Source organism: Prosthecochloris sp. (assembly GCA_015482705.2).
Taxonomy (GTDB): domain Bacteria; phylum Bacteroidota; class Chlorobiia; order Chlorobiales; family Chlorobiaceae; genus Prosthecochloris.
In genome coordinates this window covers 63682-83832 of the sequence record JADMLA020000039.1, presented here as the reverse complement: position 1 = coordinate 83832, position 20151 = coordinate 63682, and the positions used below count along the sequence as shown (strand labels likewise).

The following is a 20151-nucleotide window of genomic DNA, read 5'->3' as shown; positions in this document are numbered from 1 at the left end:
CAGGTCATGCGAGCAGTCGTTCGAGAAAAATGCCGGCCGATTCGAGGTATCGATCGTCAGCTTGATGACCGCCGGGAAAACAGCAATGTTCAAAAGGTATCCCTGATTCATGTAATCTTTTTTTATCCCGCTCAAATTCATTTTGTGTATAAAGCCGATCGGTGTTACCCCTTGCGATATGCGCTCTTTTCATTTTTCCGAGTTTCTCGTGTTCCGGTGGAATATTGCCGCCAAGGAACATGACTGCAGCCGATTCACTGTTTCCGAGAAGTGCTGAACGGGCAGCCATTGCTGTCCCCATAGAAAAACCGTGATATACGAGAGTTCCGCTTAAAGGATATCGTTTCTCCAATTCGGTTATCACGGCGTTGACGTAGCTGATGTTTTCTTGTATCATCAATTCACGATTGCGACTGGTCATCCAGTTTGCGCCAACCATACCCTTCTGTTTGTAAAATGGATGAAGCGCCTCGACAGCACAGCAGAGCCAAGCCGAATTTCCGGTCATGCCTTTCAGGAGCGCAAGTTCGTCTTCAGCAAGCTGACCGTATCCGTGAAAGCCAACAATGAGGTGGAAGGGATCTGCTCCCGAAGGTTTTTGTAGAAGGTAGCGGCCCGAGATTTCGGTTTTTATAAAGTAGTGTTCAGGCATCGAGGGAGATTGATGATCATTGCATATTGGGCAGGGAAGCCTTGTGTACATTTCTTGCTTGTTAATATATCCCAGAAAATCAGTGAGTCAAAACTATCGATTTATTATCACTGTTTCAGGGGTGAAGAGGGAGTTCGGTACGAGCAGTGAGACGCTTATGAAATTCTTTTTGGTTTTTGGACGATACTGTACAATTACTCAAATTGAATGAGAGGTTGTTATAATCAGAAAGGTAAATCAAGCAGAAAAACGTGTTCAGGAGAGTCGACAAATGGGGAAAAAAGAAATTACGATTGCGCCTTCGCCAAACGGTCCGTTGATTGTAGAAAACATTGAAAGCATTACAGAGTCGAATGGAGATATTTTTCCTCTTCGTACTTCTGTCATTGCTCTATGCCGTTGCGGTGGGTCTGAGCACAAGCCTTTTTGTGACGGTACGCATGCGAAGATCGGGTGGACAGATGAGAAACAGGATGGAAGGCCGCCTAGGCGAAGTGATAGTTACAAAGGAGAGAACATAACCATCCACGATGATCGTGGAATCTGTTCTCACGCAGGGTTTTGCACGGATGGTCTACCTAAAGTGTTTTTCAGGAAATATGAGCCCTGGATCGATCCCGATGGGGAACGTGTCGAGAAAATTATCGAGACAATAAAGAAGTGTCCTTCCGGTGCGTTAAGTTATTCCATTGGAGCGCGGTTACACGATAACTTTTCTGAAAACCCTGAAATACGTATCACTGAAAACGGGCCGTATTACGTAAAGGGCAGCATTTCTCTTCATGATGCTGATAAGCCTGAATCCAATGAACACTATACATTGTGTCGGTGTGGCCAATCCAAAAACAAGCCTTTTTGTGACGGTCAGCATTGGTTCAAACGATTCAGGGAAAATGGCAGGGTGACATCGATTGAATAAAGAGCATCACTGAATGATGAAGTACCGGTAGTTGGTCGTTACCGAGATGATGACGATAACCTGTCATCCGCTGCAACCGAATTGAAACAAAATACCATGCCTGAATCAAAAGAAATGACGACAGAAGCATTGCAGGAGCTTCTGGAAAATGATGATGTAGCAGTCATCGACGTGCGTTCAATAGATGCTTATAACGGTTGGCGGATGCAGAACGAGGCTCGGGGCGGGCATATCAAGGGGGCAAAAACATTGCCTGAAAAGTGGCTTCCTTACTCTGACTGGCTCAGGATTCTGCAGTTCAAGAACATCTTGCCGGACCATCCTGTTGTGATATACGGATATACTCCGGAACAAAGCGATAAAACGGCAGCAAAGTTCAGGGAAAACGGTTATGACAAGGTTTCTGTGTACAATCGGTTTATATCGGAATGGTCGGTGAACGATATGTTGCCGATGCAGAAACTCGTCAACTATCACCGGCTTGTTTCACCTGAATGGGTGAAGATGCTTATAGCAGGTGCAGCTCCCGAGGGGTACGGCAGCGATCGATTTGTTGTTTGTCATGCTCACTACCGGAACCGTGATGCTTATTTGAGCGGGCATATACCGGGGGCCGTCGATATGGATACACTGGCGCTCGAATCACCAGAAACATGGAACCGGCGCAGTCCGGAGGAGTTGAAAGCCGCTCTCGAACAGCACGGGATAACCGCTGATACAACAGTCGTTCTTTATGGCAAGTTCATGCAGCCTGATAACGCCGATGATTTTCCCGGCAGCGCGGCAGGGCATATAGGAGCTATCCGTCTTGCTTTCATCATGATGTATGCCGGTGTAAAGGATGTGCGTGTTTTGAATGGTGGCTATCGTTCCTGGGTGGATGCCGGATATGAAATCAGTATGGACGATGTGCCGAAACAACCGGCTGAATCGTTCGGTTCTATGATACCGGTCAGGCCGGAACTCGCGGTCGATACGCCTGAAGCGAAACAGATGCTTCTGTCGAAAGATGCCGATCTGGTCTGCGTTAGAAGCTACCCTGAGTATATAGGTGAGGTAAGCGGATACAACTATATCAAAAAGAAAGGACGCATCCCGGGGGCGGTGTTCGCCGATTGCGGCAGCGATGCCTATCACATGGAAAATTATCGTAATCTCGACCACACCACGCGTGAGTACCATGAGATTGACGCCGTTTGGAAACGATCCGGGATCGTTTCCGAAAAGCACCTTGCATTTTATTGCGGTACCGGTTGGCGGGGAAGTGAAGCATGGTTCAACGCGTTATTGATGGGGTGGCCGCGAGTGTCGGTCTACGACGGTGGGTGGTTCGAGTGGAGCAGCGATCCTGCGAATCCTTATGCAACAGGTATGCCGAAATGATGTTTATACTGCGGCTATCAAGAATCAACGACGATCCCCCATGGATTATACTACCAGAAATGTTTTCGAATGTGGTTCTGCGACCATCGTCAACCATCTTCCGGAAATCGGTCTCGAAGCGGCAATCCAAGAAATAATCACCGGTTTGCATGCCCGGCCGAAACGGATAGCAAGCAAATACTTTTACGATAAAAAAGGATCGGAGCTTTTCGAAAACATTACCACTCTCGATGAATATTACCCTTCACGAACAGAAAAGAGCATTCTTCGGGTGTTGCCGTTTCGTGCGATTACCGATTGTTCCGAGGTCGATATAGTAGAGCTTGGCAGTGGCGACCACAGCAAGATCTCCCTTTTTCTGGAAAAAATTCCGGTGAAACAATTGTTGGGTATTCGATACTTTCCAGTCGATATCAGCCATCCGGCCCTCGAAGCATCAGTAAAAGAACTGATCTGCATGTTTCCTGAGCTTGCTGTTCAGGGGATCGTCGCCGATTATATACATCAGATGCATCTTGTATCCGGAGAGAGAAAGAAACTGTACTGTTTTCTCGGAAGCACCATAGGCAATCTCGACAGAGGAGATGCGGTGCAGTTTGTCCGTAATATAAGCGAGACGATGAATCCCGGAGACAGCTTTCTGATAGGATTCGATCGAGTAAAGGAGGTGTCGGTTCTTGAAAGTGCCTATAACGATGTTCAGGGCCTGACAGCACGATTCAACAAAAATATTCTCAACGTTATAAACAGGCTGATCAAATCGGATTTTGATACCGAAGATTTCGAGCACAGGGCATTTTACAATCAGGAAGAAATGCGTATTGAAATGCATCTCGAAGCGAAGAAAGATATACGGATCAAAAGTCCGTATTTAAAAGAGGATAGTGGGATCAAAAAAGGGGAAACCATCCACACCGAGAACTCGCACAAATTCGAGGAAAAGGATATTCGGCTGTTGGGAGAACATGCAGAGCTTGCAGTCAAAAGGATCTTTTCCGACGAAAACCAGTGGTTCAGTCTGGTGCATTTCTGGAAAATCTGATAAAAGGGTTCTGAGATTCAGTTTTTTTTAAGATTTTCAAATCAGTCAGGTTTCAATCGCATTGCCGTAAAAAGTGTGAGCACATGATCTCGGACAACACATATGCAGACAAGCTCATAACGATAGCCGATAAGGAAATCATCTTCCGTAACTACTATTTTCCAACCGGTAAAAAAAAGGTGGTGCCGTTTGATGACATCGAGATGATGATTGTCGTAGAGCCGTCACTTCGGCGGGGAAAGTGGCGATTGCACGGGACAGGGGGGTTCAAGACGTGGTTTCCGCTGGATGTGAACCGACCCATGCGTGACAGAATTTTCATCATGTCGTTGAAGAACCAGAGGATGGATATCGGTTTTACGGTCGAGAACGGTGAAAAAGCCGAAGAGATATTACTTTCGAAAGGGTTGATAGAAAAGCGATAGGTGCGTTTTAAACCTTTTTTCCTTCGTCTGTATAGAACAAATGAACAGTGTTTCTGGAACCTGTCGGAAGAGAAAGGAATATGAAGGTAGAATGTTATCGGTATTGTTGTTGCTGGTTTTTTTTACTTCCTTTGGAATCTTGTGTAGCGACAAGGCCGCAACGGCCTGGTCCGGAATTCGTGTGGGTAGAGCGTTATACCATGCCTGCGGGTGTGGTTTTCTTACCCCAAACCATGCAACATCCCCTTGTGGTAGATGCCTAAAGCTCGTCCTTTCATGGTTCGGTTGAGAAAAGGGGTATTTCTTGATTTGGAGTGAACGAGATCTTCAGTGTAGGTCCAGGTTTCTTCGGGATCGATGAAGGTGAAATTCGCCGGACTGCCGGGTTCGAAGAGGATGGGGGTGAGTCCCATGATCTTTCTCGGATTGGAAGAGAGGAGTTCGATAGCCCTGTAGAGCGTTATTTTTCCGGTATGTACCAGTTCTGAAAGTGTCAGGCCGACTGATGTTTCAAGGCCAATGATGCCGAACGCCGCCTGATCTGCAGGACACTCTTTTTCATGGCGTGCATGCGGCGCATGGTCGCAGGCTATTGCATCGATCGTGCCGTCGGAGAGCCCTTCGAGAATGGCTTCATGATTTTCCTTGCTGCACAGCGGTGGTTTCATAATGAAATTGCCCTTGTCTTCGGCATCGTAAAGGTCCTGTTCGGTGAGTGTGAAGTGATGAGGGGTTACCTCACAGGTAACCTGCATGCCTTTGGCTTTTGCCTGACGGACCAAGTCGAGAGTTCCAGCAGTGCTGATATGAGCCACATGGTATCTCGGGGATGCAACCGGTGGATTGAGCTTGTGTTTCTGGAGATATTCCATGAGATTGATATCCCGAGCCAGCGTGATGATTTCAGCCACATCCGGTATTCCTTTCAACCCGAGAAGAGCAGAGTGGCCGCCTTCGTTCATGATACCTTCCGAAGAGAGGGAGGTATCTTCACAGTGCTGTATCATAAGCAGACCGAAGCTTGCGGCATATTCGAAGATCAACCGCATCATCCGGCTGGTCTGAACGGCGGTACCGTCATCCGATATCGCTCTGACACCATATGAACAAAGTTTTCCATATGGCGAAAGTTTTTCCCCTGCGCTTCCTTCGGTCATCGCAGCGATGATTTCTATATCGATCGGCAGGTCTTTTGCGTTGTGTTTGATGAAAGCGGCGCCAAGAGGGCTATCGATTACCGGCTTTGTGTTAGGCATGACGGCCACCCCTGTAAACCCTCCTGCAACCGCCGCTCTGGAACCTGTTTCGAGTGTTTCCTTGTATTCCTGACCGGGTTCTCTGAAGTGGCAGTGCATATCGAATAGTCCTGATGCGATAATCTTGCCGCTCATATCGATGGTGCTGTCATTCGGTTCCGAAGAGATGGATTCATCTCCAAATGTAATCGTTTCTATCATCCCTGTTTCCGAAACCTTTATCGATCCCTGCATGTCAAGGTTCTGGGCAGGGTTTATAAGTCTTGCGTTCTTGAAAAGTATGCTCATGATTACTTTAGCCTGTATGAATGAAAGTTAAACTGTTTCCACTATAGCGTCGAGCGTGGTCAGAAGGGCTGAACTTTTACAGCAGTCATTCTGTAGGAGTTCAGCGTGCAGTACATCGCCGTTGTTTGCTTTTCCTACCCCTTCAGGGGTTCCTGTGAATAGAAGGTCGCCCGCGCGCAACCCGTAAATATACGATAAATAAGAGATCAGCTCAGCGATATTGAACAGCATCTTTTCAACCTTACCCTCCTGGACAACAACACCGTTGAGAGAAAGGTCGAATACAAGCGTTTCAGGGTTGATAACGCGAGTTACCGGGACCATATCCGATACTAGAGCGCTGCTTGTGAAACCTTTACATTTCAACCAGGGTTCTCCTTTTGCTTTTGCATCCATCTGAACATCCCGTAATGTCATATCGAGTCCGACGCCATAACCATCAATAAAGGACATGGCGTTTTCTGTAGTGACGTTTTTTGCATCTTTACCGATAAGTACCACTAACTCCGTTTCGTAATGCAGGTTTTTCGATATCGGTTTTCCATGAAAATGAGGAACCTTTACTCTACCATTGCGGGACAGAGCGGCAGCTGGTTTCAGGAATATGATCGGTTCTTCGGGTTTTTCAGCATTTCTTCTGGCATTATCGTTGTTCGTTTCCCATTGCAGCATTTCTTCTGCATGTCGCTGATAGTTTTTGCCGACACAGAAAATTGAAGAAGGTTCAAGAGAGGAGGCTGATATGAAGTTCATGCGAATGACAATATTGATCGTAGAGTAAACGTGTTGCTCGCAGTTTCTGAGAATACTGGAAATGTAGGAATTATTCCAATAATCGGGAGTTTCGTTTTCGTATGATGATTGTCTGTTTACCCGGTGTTCGCTCCATGGAGCGAGTCATGCTTCGATGATTGAGTGTCCGTTAATCCATTTCGTGGCCGCCTGGTTCCAAAAATGTCACGCCTTTGTTACAGTGGGCTCGAACAAAGAAGTAAATTAGTATCTTATAAGTTTATGCTTAAAGCGTTGAAATCCTGAATGGACGTCTATTGTATGTCGAGTCGTAAAGATGCAATCAGAAATGAGTTGAGGAATGTTCGAGCGTCGATGAACGTTAATGAATGGAGGTCAGGAAGTCTTCTCATTGCTGAAATGGCTTTTCAGGTTCCGGAACTTCGTCGTGCAGATAGCGTTATGTTTTACCTTTCGATGAACGACCGGCGTGAAGTTGATACAGCCCCTCTTATTGATCTTGTTGCAGCTGAAGATGCTGCCAGCATATTTGTTCCCGTTTCCTGTGACAAGACCCTCTGTGCTGTGCCTTTCAACAATGGCGATCCGGTAGTTACCGGAAAGTTCGGTCAGCCTGAACCTCTCGATGCAAGAGCCGGTATCGAGAAGTCGCCGGATGTTGTTATTGTTCCTGCTGTTGCCGTGGATAGGGAAGGGAGACGTCTCGGATATGGAAAGGGGTATTACGATCGTTTCATTTCTGGGCTCCGGGAAAAAGGAAAGAGCCCTTTCGTCATCGCTCTTGCCTTTTCATTTCAACTGCGCGATAAAATACCCGATGACCCCTGGGATGAGGGGCTTGATTGTATTGTTACCGAAGCTGAGGTGATAAGAATTTATAAACAGTGAAAACAGTTTTCACAATGGATCAGAATGTAGAATCGATAAAGACTCCCATAACACCGCATGATTTCGAGAGTACCGCTTATTATGTGAACCGCGAATTGAGTTGGGTATCCTTCAACCAGAGGGTACTTGAAGAAGCATTGTCTCCGGATGCTCATCCCTTGCTTGAAAGGGTGAAATTCATTTCGATTTTCAGTTCGAATCTCGACGAGTTTTTTATGATTAGGGTCGCGGGGCTTCAAGACCAGTACGAGGCCGGCATACAGGACCGTTCGATCGATGGACTGACACCTCAGGAACAAATAGAGAAAATCCGCGAGAAAGTAATCGAACAGTTCCGACAAAGAAACGACTGCCTATATAACGATATTTGTCCGAGGCTGAAGAAGAACGGTATCGAGTTTGTCCAATACAAAACGCTCGATGAAAACAAGAAAAAGGGGCTGCAAAGATATTTTCGCAACGAAATTTTTCCTGTTCTTACCCCCCTTGCGGTTGATCCCGGTCATCCCTTTCCTTTCGTTTCGAATCTCTCCCTCAATCTCGCTGTTGAACTGGAGGACCTTGAAACCCAAGTGATGAAGTTCGCAAGAGTGAAGGTCCCGAGTATTTTGCCGCGGATACTCCGTCTCGATACAATTGAAGGGCTTGATTTCAAGGATGATACAATACGGTTACTCTGGCTGGAGGATCTTATTCAGAACAACCTCGAACAATTGTTTCCCCACATGCGGGTTGTACAGAGCCATCCGTTCAGGGTTATCCGTGATGCCGATATCGAGATTGAAGAAGACGAGGCTGGAGATCTACTCGAAACCATAGAAAAGGGTATACGTTCTAGAAGATACGGTAAGGTCGTTCGTTTGGACGTAACGCCGACAATGCCTGAATCGGTGAGGAACATTCTGATAAAAAATCTTGAAGTCAATACCCAAAGCCTCTATGAAATTTCCGGTGTTCTTGGTGTGAGCGATCTGATGGAGATGATGAAGATTGAAAAACCCGAACTCAAAGATGAGCCTTTTGCTCCTCATAACCCTATAGAGGAGAAAGTAGGCGGGGATGTTTTCAGTGCGATTCGACAAGGGGATCACCTGCTCTACCATCCGTATGATTCATTCCAGCCTGTTGTCGATTTTATCAATCAGGCGGCTAATGATCCGCAAGTGCTTTCCATCAAACAAACTCTCTATAGGGTCGGTAACAATTCGCCGGTGGTCAAAGCATTGATGAATGCAGTCGAACAGCGCAAGCAGGTAGCGGTTCTTGTTGAACTGAAAGCACGTTTTGATGAAGAAAACAATATCGGTTGGGCGCGGGCGCTCGAGGATGTCGGGGCACATGTCGTCTACGGTCTTGTGGGGCTAAAAACACATGCAAAACTGACGCTTATCGTTCGCAAAGAGCATGATAAGCTAAAGCGTTATCTTCATCTCGGAACCGGAAATTATAACCCGTTTACAGCAAAGATTTATACGGATTACAGTTATCTGACGTCTAACGATATGCTTGCAAATGACGTGTCCGAACTTTTCAACGCTTTGACCGGGTACTCCAAGCATACAACCTACAGGAAACTGATTGTTTCTCCGGTCAACACCCGACAGAGGATTATCGAGATGATCGATCGTGAGGTTGAATGGCATAAAAAAGAAGGGAATGGAAAGATTATCATGAAAATGAATGCTCTCGTTGATAGAAAAACCATCAAGGCACTCTACAGGGCATCATGCGCGGGGGTTTCGATTGACTTGGTCATCAGGGGAATATGCTGTCTCATTCCCGGAATCAAAGGAGTTAGTGAGCATATTCGTGTTATAAGTGTTATCGGAAGATTTTTAGAACACAGCAGAGCGTATTATTTTCGGAACGGCGGTATGGATGAGCTGTATCTCGGAAGTGCCGATGTCATGCCGAGAAACCTTGACCATAGAGTGGAGGCATTGTTTCCGATTATGGACAAGGAGCTGATAGAAGTTGCAAAATCGGAGCTTGAACTTATCCTCGGTGATAATGTCAAGGCTTGGGAAATGAATGCTGAAGGAGCTTATTCCAGAGTCAAGAATGACGAACCTGAGATAAACAGCCAGAAAATTTTTCTCAACCAGGCGTCGAAGAAAAAATCAATCAGTAAATTTAAAGTCAACGGATTATGAAATTAGCTATTGGAAGCGATCACGCAGGTTATGAACTAAAGAAAACCGTTTATTCGTGGCTCGAAAAGAATGGCCATGAGGTAAACGACATGGGGACGTATTCAGATGATTCTGTCGATTATCCGGATTATGCCCGAAAGGTTGCAGAAGCAGTTGCAGACGGTCTATACGAACAGGGGGTATTGCTTTGTGGTAGTGGTGTAGGGGTATCGATCACAGCCAACAAGGTGAAGGGGATTCGTGCGGCACTGGCCTTCAACCCCGAAATAGCAAGTCTTGCGAGGCAGCACAACAATGCGAATGTTCTGTGTTTTCCTGCCCGTTACAGTGATTCGGAAACCATAGAAAAAAGCCTTGAAAACTGGTTTGCGGCTGAGTTTGAAGGAGGACGCCATCAACGTCGAGTCGCAAAAATCGAGCCTTAGGAATTTTACCGGTTGAGAGATTGTTTGTATGCTGGGTAGTAAACGGTATTGGAAATGATCCTGGTAAGGGTGAGCTTGTTTCCTGTTGTAATTATAAGGGAAAGGAGAGTATGAATTCGTTGAAAAAAATGAACCGTAGATTGTACGGCAGGATTTAGGCTTATTTACAATTTTAAGTTTTATACTTTTGACTTTTTTTGATGAGCGTTATACAACGATATATAGATGAACGTTACCCGGTACTTCAGGCATCGGAAAAGGTTCGTAACGCACTTGCACAGCTACAGGAGCAAGGGCTTCACGAGGCACCGGTTTTGAAAGACGGTAAGCTTATCGCGCAGGTCTCTGTTGATGAATTACACGAGGCGGCAAAAGCTTATGAAGAGGATGAACCCGGGATGAGGCTTGAAGACCTTTCATTCGATGAGCCTGAGGCAGTGCATGGAGATCAACATTTGCTCGACCTGTTCGAGCAAATGGGCGATAACCGTTTGTCCAATATTCTTCCGGTAAAAGGAGACGATGGCGACTATGAAGGCGTTGTCACGAAATCCGGACTTCTTCGGGAAATCGCCCTGTTATTTCATTTTTCAGAAGCAGGATCTACTCTTGAGATTGAAGCGCCTGCTCTGGGGGTTAAAATTTCTGAAGTCATCAGCGTCATAGAAAAAAACGATGCGATGGTGCTCAGTTTCGGTGTGGCCGAGCCTGAACCCGGAGCGCAGACTATGGCAATGACTTTCAGAATTCAGTGCCAGGATATCTACCGACTGGTTACCAATCTTGAAAAGTACGGTTACCTTATTCGTTACGCGAAGCCTTCTGCAGGCACAGGAGCTGACGCACTCCGCGAAAAAGCCCTTGAATTCATGCGTTACATCGACATGTAACGTCGTTTCCTTACAATCCTTCCTACATCCGATGTATGTCTGAAAATCCCTTGTCCATTATTGAAAAAATCAAGGAAAAGGTTGATGAAGTGTATCCCGAGATTGTTGGGATACGGCGTGAGATTCACCGTCATCCCGAACTTTCGTTTCAGGAATTTCGCACAACGGCTTTGATTCGTGACTATCTCCTGAAGCTCGGGCTTACAATAGAGCATGATTTTCTCGATACCGGCGTTGTCGCTCTTCTTGAAGGTGGGGGAAGCGATAAGGCAAGCTCACTTGTTGCGCTTCGGGCAGATATCGACGCTCTTCCGCTGCAGGAAGAAAATACCCATGATTTTTGTTCTCGAGAACAAGGCCGGATGCATGCCTGCGGGCATGACATGCACACAGCTATTTTGCTCGGTACCGCTGCGGTACTGTCGGAAATACGGGAAAAACTTCCAGGTGCCGTGCTTTTCATTTTTCAGCCAGCCGAGGAAAAGGCACCGGGGGGAGCGAAAATGCTGATAGATGCCGGTCTTTTTCAAGAATACGATCCCTCTGCAATTTATGCTCTTCACTGTTTTCCGGATATTCCAGCAGGAAAGGTGGCTCTGCATGAAGGTGGGGTCATGGCAGCTGCAGATGAGCTCTACATTACGGTTTTCGGTGAAGGTGGTCATGCATCGGCTCCACACAAGGCTGCGGATCCCATCCTTGCCGCAGCACATATCATCACTGCCGTGCAGCATCTCGTCAGTAGGGTGGCATCGCCTTATGAGCCGGTTGTTGTCTCACTATGCTCTATCAAAGGCGGAAACGCCACAAATGTCATCCCTGGAAAAGTGGTTATATCGGGAACTCTGCGTGCGATGAACGAGGATGTGCGGGCACAGGTACAGGAGCGTCTCAGAGAAACGGTTGAACATGTCGCAAAAGGGCTCGGGGTCAAGGCTGAACTTGAAATTGTCAAAGGTTATCCAGTCGTTTTCAATGATCCCGAAACAACCCGCGCACTTCGAAAGTCTTTGGTTGGTTACTTCGGAACGGAAAATGTTGTACAATGTGAACCGTCGATGACCGCGGAAGATTTTTCGAATTACCTTCAACATTGTCCTGGGGTTTTCATCAAACTTGGGACTGGAAGAAATGTTGCAGGTAAAAAAGACATGTTTTTGCATTCGCCCTTGTTCGATCCTGAGGAATCATCGATCGCAACGGGTATGGGAGCGATGAGCTATGCCGCATTCGGTTGGCTGATGTCAATCAATGATCGAAAATGATTTAAAACGTAGAAGCCGGTAGGAAAGAGGCTGTCTCGAAAGAACAGCCTCTTTGAAGTGAACGTGTTACTACACCTTGTCATCCGACCCGAGGACGTTGATGATCTTGTGTTTGTAAAGTTCTTTCAATGAATCTCTTGCAGGACCGAGGTATTTTCTCGGATCGAATTCTTCAGGTTTTTCGTCGAGTACTTTTCGGACTGCAGCGGTCATGGCGAGGCGACCGTCGGAATCGATATTGATTTTGCACACGGCTGATTTCGATGCCTCTCTGAGCTGGTCTTCACTGATACCTATGGCATCTTTCAATTTGCCACCATGTGCATTGATCGTTGCAACCAGATCCTGAGGTACGGAGGATGAACCGTGTAAAACGATTGGAAAGCCAGGAATGCGTTTTTCTATTTCTTCGAGGATGTCGAGGCGTATTTTCGGGTCCTCTCCTGGCTTGAACTTATAAGCGCCATGCGATGTTCCTATAGCGATTGCAAGACTGTCGACTCCGGTTTTGGTGACGAAATCTTCTACTTCTTCAGGTTGTGTGTATGTGTGTGTTTCAGAAGCAACTTCATCCTCAACACCTGCAAGAACACCAAGTTCTCCTTCAACGGTGACATCGTGTTGGTGAGCGTATTCAACAACTTTACAGGTCAAGGCCACGTTGTCTTCGTAGCTGAGGTGAGAACCGTCGATCATTACGGATGAAAAACCGGTTTCAATGCAGTCTTTGCAAAGCTCGAAGCTATCTCCGTGGTCGAGGTGGAGTACAATGGGAATAGGGGTTCCCAGTTCTTCGGCGTATTCAACAGCGCCCCGGGCGAGGTTTCGAAGCAGTGTCTGGTTGGCGTAGTTGCGTGCGCCTTTTGAAACCTGGAGAATCACTGGCGATTTTGTCTCAACGCAAGCCATGATAATCGCCTGAAGCTGTTCGAGATTGTTGAAGTTGTAAGCAGGGATAGCATAACCGCCTTTCACGGCTTTGGCGAACAGATCTCTGCTGTTAACGAGGCCTAGCTCTTTATAGCTGGTGGGTTGCTTTTGCATCAAAAGGTCTCCATTGATTAATGTGGTGCCAACGATTGCTGAAAAATAGAGAGATATCGGCGAATAAGTGGTCATAAATATAATATATTTGCATTCGCATTCAACATGTGTTTGTTACTCAAAGTCAGCTAAAAGTTGTTCATGTCAAGACGTTTAAACAGATATATGATTTTTGGTGCTGTTTTTCTGATTTCCTCAGCACTTCTGGTCACGGAGGTGCAATCAAAGACAGCGGCCATACCACAGGCTGAAGTTGCACTCAAAGCTTCTCCGGTTCAGGAAGAAGCGGAGAGATATCTCAGCCGTTATCTCATGCAGTATCATTTCCGCCGGGTGCCGATTAACGATTCTCTCTCTCAGGAGGTGCTTTCGCGTTTTCTCGATCAGCTCGATGAAACCAGAAGTTACTTTTTGGCATCTCAGGTCGAGTCATTTCAGAAAGAGATCGGCAATTCTATAGATGATGAATTCCTTGCCGGTAAGGTGGATGCCGGATTTTTGGTCTATGGCACGTTTCTCGATCAGGCGAAACAGAAAATGCAGTTCATGATCGACCTGCTCGATACCGCCCGTTTCGATTTCACCGTGAACGAATCTTTCAATCTCAAAAGTGAAGATGTTGCATGGCCTTCGGATCAGGCCGAGCTTCAGGACCGCTGGAGAAAGGAGGCTAAGTATCAGATACTGAACCTGAAATATTCCGGAGAAGATCCGGATGGGGAGCCTCGTGATGTGCTTGTCAAGCGTTATAAGAATCGTCTTTCTTTGCTTGAGCAACAGAACGATGAAGATGCTTTTCGGGCATTCAACTATGCTCTGACAACATCATTCGACCCGCATACCAACTATTTTTCGCCGTTAGATTATGAGAACTTTCAGATCGATATGAGCCATTCATTCGAAGGGATCGGTGCGAAACTTCAAAATGAAAACGAATACACGGTTGTCAATGAAGTGATTCCCGGTGGTCCTGCATTCAGAGGTGATTTGCTCAAGAAAGGTGACAGGATTATTGGTGTAGGTCAGGGGATAAAAGGTAATGTTGTCGATATTGTCGGGTGGCGGGTTAACGATGTCGTCCGGATTATCCGTGGTAAGAAAGGATCGGTTGTACGCCTGAAAATTCTTCCTGCCAGTCAGGGAAACAAGGGACCCGCTAAGATTATTCAGATTGTCAGAGACGAGGTCAAGCTTGAAGAGCAGTCGGCACAAAAGGAAATTATCATTTCCAACGGTCGAAAAATAGGAGTGATTACCGTACCGGCTTTTTATCTGGATTTCGAAGGCCAGAAACAAAAAAAGCCTGATTATAGCAGCACAAGCAGGGATGTCAGAAAAATTCTTGTCGAATTAAAAAAAGAAGGCGTTGAAGGAATTGTTCTGGATCTAAGGAATAACGGTGGCGGAGCTCTTGAAGAAGCAGTTAAGCTTACAGGTCTTTTTATTCCTGAAGGTCCGGTTGTGCAGATCAAGAACTCGCATGGAGGGTTGACGGTTCTGCGTGATAAAGAAGTCGATGTTGCATATGATGGTCCTCTTGCTGTTCTTGTGAATCGTTACAGTGCTTCAGCATCGGAAATCCTTGCCGCAGCTATTCAGGACTATGGAAGAGGGGTGGTTATAGGAGGAAGGACATTTGGAAAAGGGACGGTACAGAGTATACTCAAGATCAACCGGCCATTCAATTTTTTCTACAAGAAAAATGATGATCTTGGGCAAGTCAAACTGACCATTGCCAAGTTTTATCGTGTTTCCGGAGAAAGCACTCAAAATCTCGGTGTTACACCCGATATCGATATTCCTTCATTTATCGACACTGAAGTTGTCGGTGAAGACGCTTATCCAAGCAGTCTTCAATGGGATGTTGTATCCGCTACCGATCATTTTGAAACAGGTAGGCTTTCGGATGAGGATATCCGGGTTCTCAGAAAAAAGTATCTTCAAAGGATCGATAATGATTCTCTTTATGTTCGTTACCTAGAAGACCTGGATCTTCTGAGCAGTTTCAGGAAAAAAGAGTTCATCTCACTCTATGAACCGGATTTCAAGATGGAAATGGATCGAATTCAGGGATTCGATGCCCAATGGAACGAGGAGGACGATCCCGATATTCTGCTTACCCAGTCAGCGGCAGTTGTCGCGGATATGGCTGATTTAAGAAGAAAGAGTCTCGCAGAAAGAGATATCGTTCCTTTGCAGGTAAACGGAAAGTGAACTTACCGAGCTAACGGTTTGCTGTCTTTATTGAAATACGACCATCTATTTCACCTGTCGGCATCTGTCTTTTTTCACCTGTTGATTTTTTTCCTGGCATTGTTTATCTGTTCGTCGACAGATGCAAAAGAGGTGCTCCCATATGATTGTTTCGTGTTGACGCTCGCTCCGGGTTGAAGCGCATCATAGAGGTCACTATCGAACAGTTCGGAAAAGCTGCGGTAGGTTTCAAGAGGGATATTCGGTAAAGATGTAGTCGATTCAATTGCATGGCTGACGATTTTCCCCGTTATCCTGTGTGCATCGCGGAAGGGCAGGTTTTTTCTCACAAGATATTCGGCGATTTCCGTTGAAAGGCTGAGATCTTCGGCTGTGAGTTTTGTGAGTCTTTCTTCATTCAGCCTGGTGTGTGCCAGCATTTTTGAAAAAATCCTTACGCTTGAAATAGTCGATTTCGCAGCATCGAATAGCGGTGGCTTGTCCTCCTGCATATCACGGTTATAAGAGAGGGGAAGCCCTTTCATGATGGTAAGGATGTTTATCAGGTCGCCGTACACCCTGCCTGTCTTCCCTCTGACCAACTCGGCAATATCTGCGTTTTTCTTCTGGGGCATAATTGAAGAACCGGTCGCGAACGCGTCACTGATTTCGAGGTAATTGAACTCCGAACTGCTCCAAAGTATGAGGTCCTCACAGAATCTCGAAAGATGCATCATGATAATGGAGCAGGCCGATATGAACTCGATGATGATGTCCCTGTCACTGACAGCGTCTATACTGTTTTCGAACAGTGTGCCGAAGTCAAGCAGCTCCATGCTTCTTTGGGCATTGAGCGGCAGTGTGCTTCCTGCGAATGCGGCAGCACCGAGCGGGGAAATATCAACACGTTTGAAGAGGTCGTCGAGCCGTTGGTTGTCTCGGAGAAACATGTTGAAGAACGAGAGGTAGTAATGTCCTGCGGATATCGGCTGTGCTCGTTGCAGATGGGTATAACCGAAAATGATCGTGTGGCGGTAGGTTTCTGCTTTTTCAAGAAGCAGGCTGTTCAGTGCGCCGAGTGCCGAGCGAAGTTCATCTATGGTACGTTTCATGTATAACCTCGTATCGGTTGCTACCTGGTCGTTGCGGCTTCTTCCCGAGTGCATTTTACCTGCTATCGGTCCGATTTTTTCTTTCAAACGGTTCTCTATAACCGTGTGGATATCTTCATCTTCCCAGTCGGGTACAAGTGCGCCGGAACTGATTTCCTGCTCGATCTCTTCAAGCCCCTCGATAATCAATCTCGCTTCTTCAACCGGTAGTATAGCTTCTTCCGAAAGCATTGTCACATGAGCTATGGAACCCTTGATATCTTCCTGATACAGCACCTTGTCCACATCGACGGAGGAAGAGAACAGAAGGGCTTCCCGATCGAAAGGTTCGCTGAATCTGCTTTGCCATAAGAGTTCTTTTTCGCTGCCTTTTTTTGTGCTCATCGGTTTTAAGATCAAGTTGGTTGAGTATATAAGGCGGAAGATAAGAAATATTGTTCCGTCCGAAAAGTTGGTCTGTTTTTTGTTCTTTTTTTATAAAGAACTTTAAATAATAAAGCATAATGCTCTCGAAAAAAAGTTATACTGGGAATCGGTTGTTTCATGAATAAAGGGGAGTGAGTGAATGAACTGGTAAATGAAGAAGAAAAAAAGCCTTCTGGTCTCTTCACAAGGACCGGAAGGCTTATGCTTATGGGCATCTCTATTAATTTGCTTATAGAGGAGCCCTTATGTGATAATGCGGGCTGCTATTTTCTCAGGTACTGGAAACTTGCATTAGGTCTTCCGACATAGCATGTGCGGTTGAAACCGTATTTTTTAATGATGGCAAAGGCTTTTTCAGCTTCTGCTTTCTTATTGCCGAAGTCGAACATCCAATGATTACCGTCGACAATTTTCCAGCGTCCATTGATATTTTTCACCTCTATGGTATCGGGATTGAAACCTATACAATCTTCACCGGGGATTCCGCCTTGCGGAGCTTGTCCTGAAACCAGCATATACTGGAAACTCGGATCGGGTCGACCGACAAAACACGACCGGTTCATCCCGTAGTGCTTGATGATTGTAAGCGACCTATAGGCTTCGTTTTTCTTGTTGCCGAAGTCGAACATCCAGTGATTACCGTCGACAATTTTCCAGCTTCCATTGATTTTTTTAACGGTTGCCGTCTGCGGGTTGAAGGAAATGCAATCTTCCTGAATTATAGGAACCGGCAGTGTGGGGATCGGTAGAGGCGTGAGCTGGAGCATCCTCTTGAACGTGTAAGAGTTGGTGTAGTTGGAACGGTTGCTGCCATCGGTGAAACGGGTAAACGTTTCTGCTTTAAGGCGGTTTTTGCCGGCAGGTTTGACGACAATGAGCGTCTGGTTGAAGCCGGTTGTGTAAATTGCCGACATGACTTTCCCTGTCTGCATCATGTTACCCGAAACGCTGGAAGCGTAAATTGCGGCTGCGACTTCACCCCAGTCGCAATCGTCAGGGTGACATTTGCCCCAGGCATGCATTCTGAGGGCTGAGCCCTGTTGCGCTATTTCGAGTTTGGTGATTCCACGGGTGTTCGTGTCCGAATTGATCCATGTGCCGGTGAACTGGTTGACCGATGCCCAACTGACAGACTGGAGCAGCAACAAGAGCACAAACGACGATGCGGCTACAATGATCTTTTTCATGAAAAACCTCCTGGGATACGGATTGGTGAAGAGGGCGGAACTATTTTAAAGAGAGATAGTTAAAGTTACTGCTCCTCAGAATGAAAAGCAATCAGGGGCGACAAAAACCCCGGCCGAAGAAGGGCCGGGGTAGTGATAGTCGTCGTACTGGTCGGTTTTTTGTGTTCTTGATCGCTTGTTTCAAGATCTGTTTTTCTCCTGAACCTCGCTGTAGGTTTTCAGGCTAAGGCCGTAAAGATGGATGAATCCTTCTGCAGCCTTGTGATTGAATGTGTCGGCTTCGGTATAGGTTGCAAGCTCTTCGTTGTAGAGCGACCATGGTGAGGTTCTGCCGAGCAGTGTGACCGAGCCTTTGAACAATTTGACGCGTACAACACCGGTAACGTTTTTCTGGGTGGCTTCGACAAATCCGTCCAGGGCTTCTCGCATAGGAGAGAACCATCTTCCGTTGTAGATCAGGTTCGCATAATCCTGGCCTATGTTTTTCTTGTATTGAAAAACGTTTTTTTCCTGCGTCAGCCTTTCGAGCTCGCGGTGGGCGAAGTGCAGGATGGTTGCTGCGGGAGCCTCGTATATTTCCCGCGATTTAATGCCTACTACGCGATTTTCAATCATGTCGAGACGACCGATTCCATGTGCTGCACCTACTTTGTTGAGTTCCAGGATGAGATCGAGACCCTCCATTTTTTTGCCGTCGAGCGCAACGGGAACGCCCTGTTCGAATTCGATGTCGATGACTGCAGCCTTGTCAGGCGCTTTTTCAGGTGATGTCGTGATTTGATAAGCATCTTCAGGTGGTGCGACCATTGGGTCTTCGAGCACGCCGCATTCAATGCTGATGCCCCAGATGTTTTCATCGATGGAGTAAGGACTTTTCTTTGTTGCAGATACCGGGATATTGTGTTCCTCTGCGTAAGCGATTTCCGCTTCTCGTGATGTGAACTCCCATTCACGGAGAGGGGCGAGCACCTTGAGGTGGGGTGCAAGAGAGGCAAAGGTTACTTCAAATCGAACCTGGTCGTTTCCTTTACCGGTACAGCCATGTGCAAGCATGGTGCAGTTTTCGGAAAGCGCTACATCTACAAGGGCTTTGGCAAGCAGTGGGCGTCCAAGAGCCGTTGCGAGTGGATACACGTCTTCATACAGGGCTCCTGCTTTGAGCGCAGGCCAGATATATTCTTCAACGAACGGTTTTCTGAGATCTAAAAAAGAAAAGCTCGAGGCTCCTGTTGCGATGGCCTTTTCTTCAAGATTTTCGATCTCTTTCTGTTGTCCGAGATTACCGGTGACAGCAACGATATCGGCATCGTATTTATCTTTCAGCCATTTAATCATGACGGAGGTGTCGAGTCCGCCTGAATAGGCAATAGCAATTTTTTCCTTTTTCATATGCTCTTTAATCAGGTTTTAAAAAGATTGGATTGAATATAGTCGAGAATTGAACGTATGTCGTTAACAGATGCCGGAATGACGAGAACCGTGTCGTCTCCTGCGAGTGTTCCCAGAATTTTCGGATGTTTGAAGTGATCGATGAAAGAACCGACACCATGTGCTCTACCGGGAAGCGTCTTGATGACTATCGTTGTTTCATTTGCATCGATGGTCTGTATCTCCATTTCCACGAGACCTTTGATCATCTGCCCGGGAGTGTCTTCAGGAAACTCGAGACGGTATCCTTTCGTTGTCCTTGAACGAATGACTCCAAGTTCCGAACAGTCTCTCGACAATGTTGCCTGAGCGACATCGATGCCAGCGTTCAGCAGAAGATGCAGGAGCTCATGTTGATTTCCTACCTCATTGTTCTGAAGGAGCTCCTTGATTTTTCGTTGCCGGTTTTGTTTGCCCATGTC

Annotated in this window: 18 protein-coding genes; 10 read left to right on the top strand and 8 right to left on the bottom strand. The window is 46.5% G+C overall.

The annotated features are described in order from the left end of the window. Positions 1–4: 4 nt before the first annotated feature. A complete protein-coding gene (locus QZ209_RS09720) occupies positions 5–652 on the bottom strand; it encodes a dienelactone hydrolase family protein (RefSeq protein ID WP_294347402.1) in 648 nt (215 codons plus the stop codon). Positions 653–923: 271 nt separating this feature from the next. Here QZ209_RS09720 and QZ209_RS09715 point away from each other — a divergent pair, with 271 nt between their 5' ends. The 4 genes from QZ209_RS09715 to QZ209_RS09700 all read left to right on the top strand — a co-directional run bounded on the left by QZ209_RS09715 (position 924) and on the right by QZ209_RS09700 (position 4421). Further along, positions 924–1571, top strand: a complete 648-nt coding sequence (locus QZ209_RS09715; protein ID WP_294347400.1) for a CDGSH iron-sulfur domain-containing protein — start codon at positions 924–926, stop codon at positions 1569–1571. Positions 1572–1667: 96 nt separating this feature from the next. Then, complete coding sequence (locus QZ209_RS09710; protein WP_294347399.1) at positions 1668–2954, top strand: rhodanese-like domain-containing protein; 1287 nt, start codon at positions 1668–1670, stop codon at positions 2952–2954. Positions 2955–2994: 40 nt separating this feature from the next. After that, complete coding sequence (gene egtD / locus QZ209_RS09705) at positions 2995–3996, top strand: L-histidine N(alpha)-methyltransferase (RefSeq protein ID WP_294347398.1); 1002 nt, start codon at positions 2995–2997, stop codon at positions 3994–3996. An 83-nt stretch (positions 3997–4079) separates the two neighbouring features. Beyond that, positions 4080–4421 carry a hypothetical protein gene (locus tag QZ209_RS09700; protein ID WP_294347397.1) on the top strand — a complete coding sequence of 114 codons (342 nt, stop codon included), beginning with the start codon at positions 4080–4082 and terminating at the stop codon, positions 4419–4421. A gap of 221 nt (positions 4422–4642) precedes the next feature. On the opposite strand, the gene QZ209_RS09695 is transcribed toward QZ209_RS09700, so the two are convergent. Both QZ209_RS09695 and QZ209_RS09690 read right to left on the bottom strand, forming a co-directional pair. After that, a complete protein-coding gene (locus QZ209_RS09695; protein WP_294347396.1) occupies positions 4643–5965 on the bottom strand; it encodes a dihydroorotase in 1323 nt (440 codons plus the stop codon). A gap of 27 nt (positions 5966–5992) precedes the next feature. Continuing rightward, a complete protein-coding gene (locus QZ209_RS09690; protein WP_294347395.1) occupies positions 5993–6718 on the bottom strand; it encodes a fumarylacetoacetate hydrolase family protein in 726 nt (241 codons plus the stop codon). Positions 6719–7018: 300 nt separating this feature from the next. Between QZ209_RS09690 and QZ209_RS09685 the strand changes: the two genes are divergently transcribed. From QZ209_RS09685 to QZ209_RS09665, 5 genes are all read left to right on the top strand, one after another. Continuing rightward, positions 7019–7606: a 5-formyltetrahydrofolate cyclo-ligase gene (locus tag QZ209_RS09685; RefSeq protein WP_294347394.1), complete on the top strand. Its 588-nt coding sequence runs from the start codon at positions 7019–7021 to the stop codon at positions 7604–7606. Between the two features lie 14 nt (positions 7607–7620). After that, positions 7621–9759: a polyphosphate kinase 1 gene (ppk1, locus tag QZ209_RS09680; RefSeq protein WP_294347393.1), complete on the top strand. Its 2139-nt coding sequence runs from the start codon at positions 7621–7623 to the stop codon at positions 9757–9759. Continuing rightward, on the top strand, positions 9756–10184 hold the full coding sequence (rpiB, locus tag QZ209_RS09675) for a ribose 5-phosphate isomerase B (RefSeq protein ID WP_294347392.1): 429 nt from the start codon (positions 9756–9758) through the stop codon (positions 10182–10184). Before ppk1 ends, rpiB begins: the two co-directional genes overlap by 4 nt. A 200-nt stretch (positions 10185–10384) precedes the next feature. Beyond that, positions 10385–11074 (top strand): CBS domain-containing protein, encoded by a 690-nt coding sequence (locus tag QZ209_RS09670; RefSeq protein WP_294347389.1) that lies wholly within the window; start codon positions 10385–10387, stop codon positions 11072–11074. A gap of 35 nt (positions 11075–11109) precedes the next feature. Further along, on the top strand, positions 11110–12339 hold the full coding sequence (locus QZ209_RS09665) for a M20 family metallopeptidase (protein WP_294347387.1): 1230 nt from the start codon (positions 11110–11112) through the stop codon (positions 12337–12339). A gap of 69 nt (positions 12340–12408) precedes the next feature. On the opposite strand, the gene QZ209_RS09660 is transcribed toward QZ209_RS09665, so the two are convergent. After that, complete coding sequence (locus QZ209_RS09660; RefSeq protein WP_294347385.1) at positions 12409–13383, bottom strand: class II fructose-bisphosphate aldolase; 975 nt, start codon at positions 13381–13383, stop codon at positions 12409–12411. A 141-nt stretch (positions 13384–13524) separates the two neighbouring features. On the opposite strand from QZ209_RS09660, the gene QZ209_RS09655 reads away from it, so the two are divergent. Next, positions 13525–15597: a carboxy terminal-processing peptidase gene (locus QZ209_RS09655; RefSeq protein ID WP_294347383.1), complete on the top strand. Its 2073-nt coding sequence runs from the start codon at positions 13525–13527 to the stop codon at positions 15595–15597. A gap of 74 nt (positions 15598–15671) precedes the next feature. Here the strand turns inward: QZ209_RS09655 and argH are convergent, their stop codons facing one another. The 4 genes from argH to QZ209_RS09635 form a co-directional block, all read right to left on the bottom strand. After that, a complete protein-coding gene (gene argH, locus QZ209_RS09650; protein WP_294347381.1) occupies positions 15672–17072 on the bottom strand; it encodes an argininosuccinate lyase in 1401 nt (466 codons plus the stop codon). Between the two features lie 305 nt (positions 17073–17377). Then, entirely contained in the window at positions 17378–18301 is a 924-nt protein-coding gene (locus QZ209_RS09645; RefSeq protein ID WP_294347379.1) for a hypothetical protein, read from the bottom strand. Positions 18302–18481: 180 nt separating this feature from the next. After that, the gene (locus tag QZ209_RS09640) at positions 18482–19690 is read right to left on the bottom strand and encodes an argininosuccinate synthase (protein ID WP_294347378.1); all 1209 of its coding nucleotides are present in this window, start codon (positions 19688–19690) and stop codon (positions 18482–18484) included. Positions 19691–19701: 11 nt separating this feature from the next. Then, entirely contained in the window at positions 19702–20148 is a 447-nt protein-coding gene (locus tag QZ209_RS09635; protein ID WP_294347376.1) for an arginine repressor, read from the bottom strand. Positions 20149–20151: the final 3 nt, after the last annotated feature.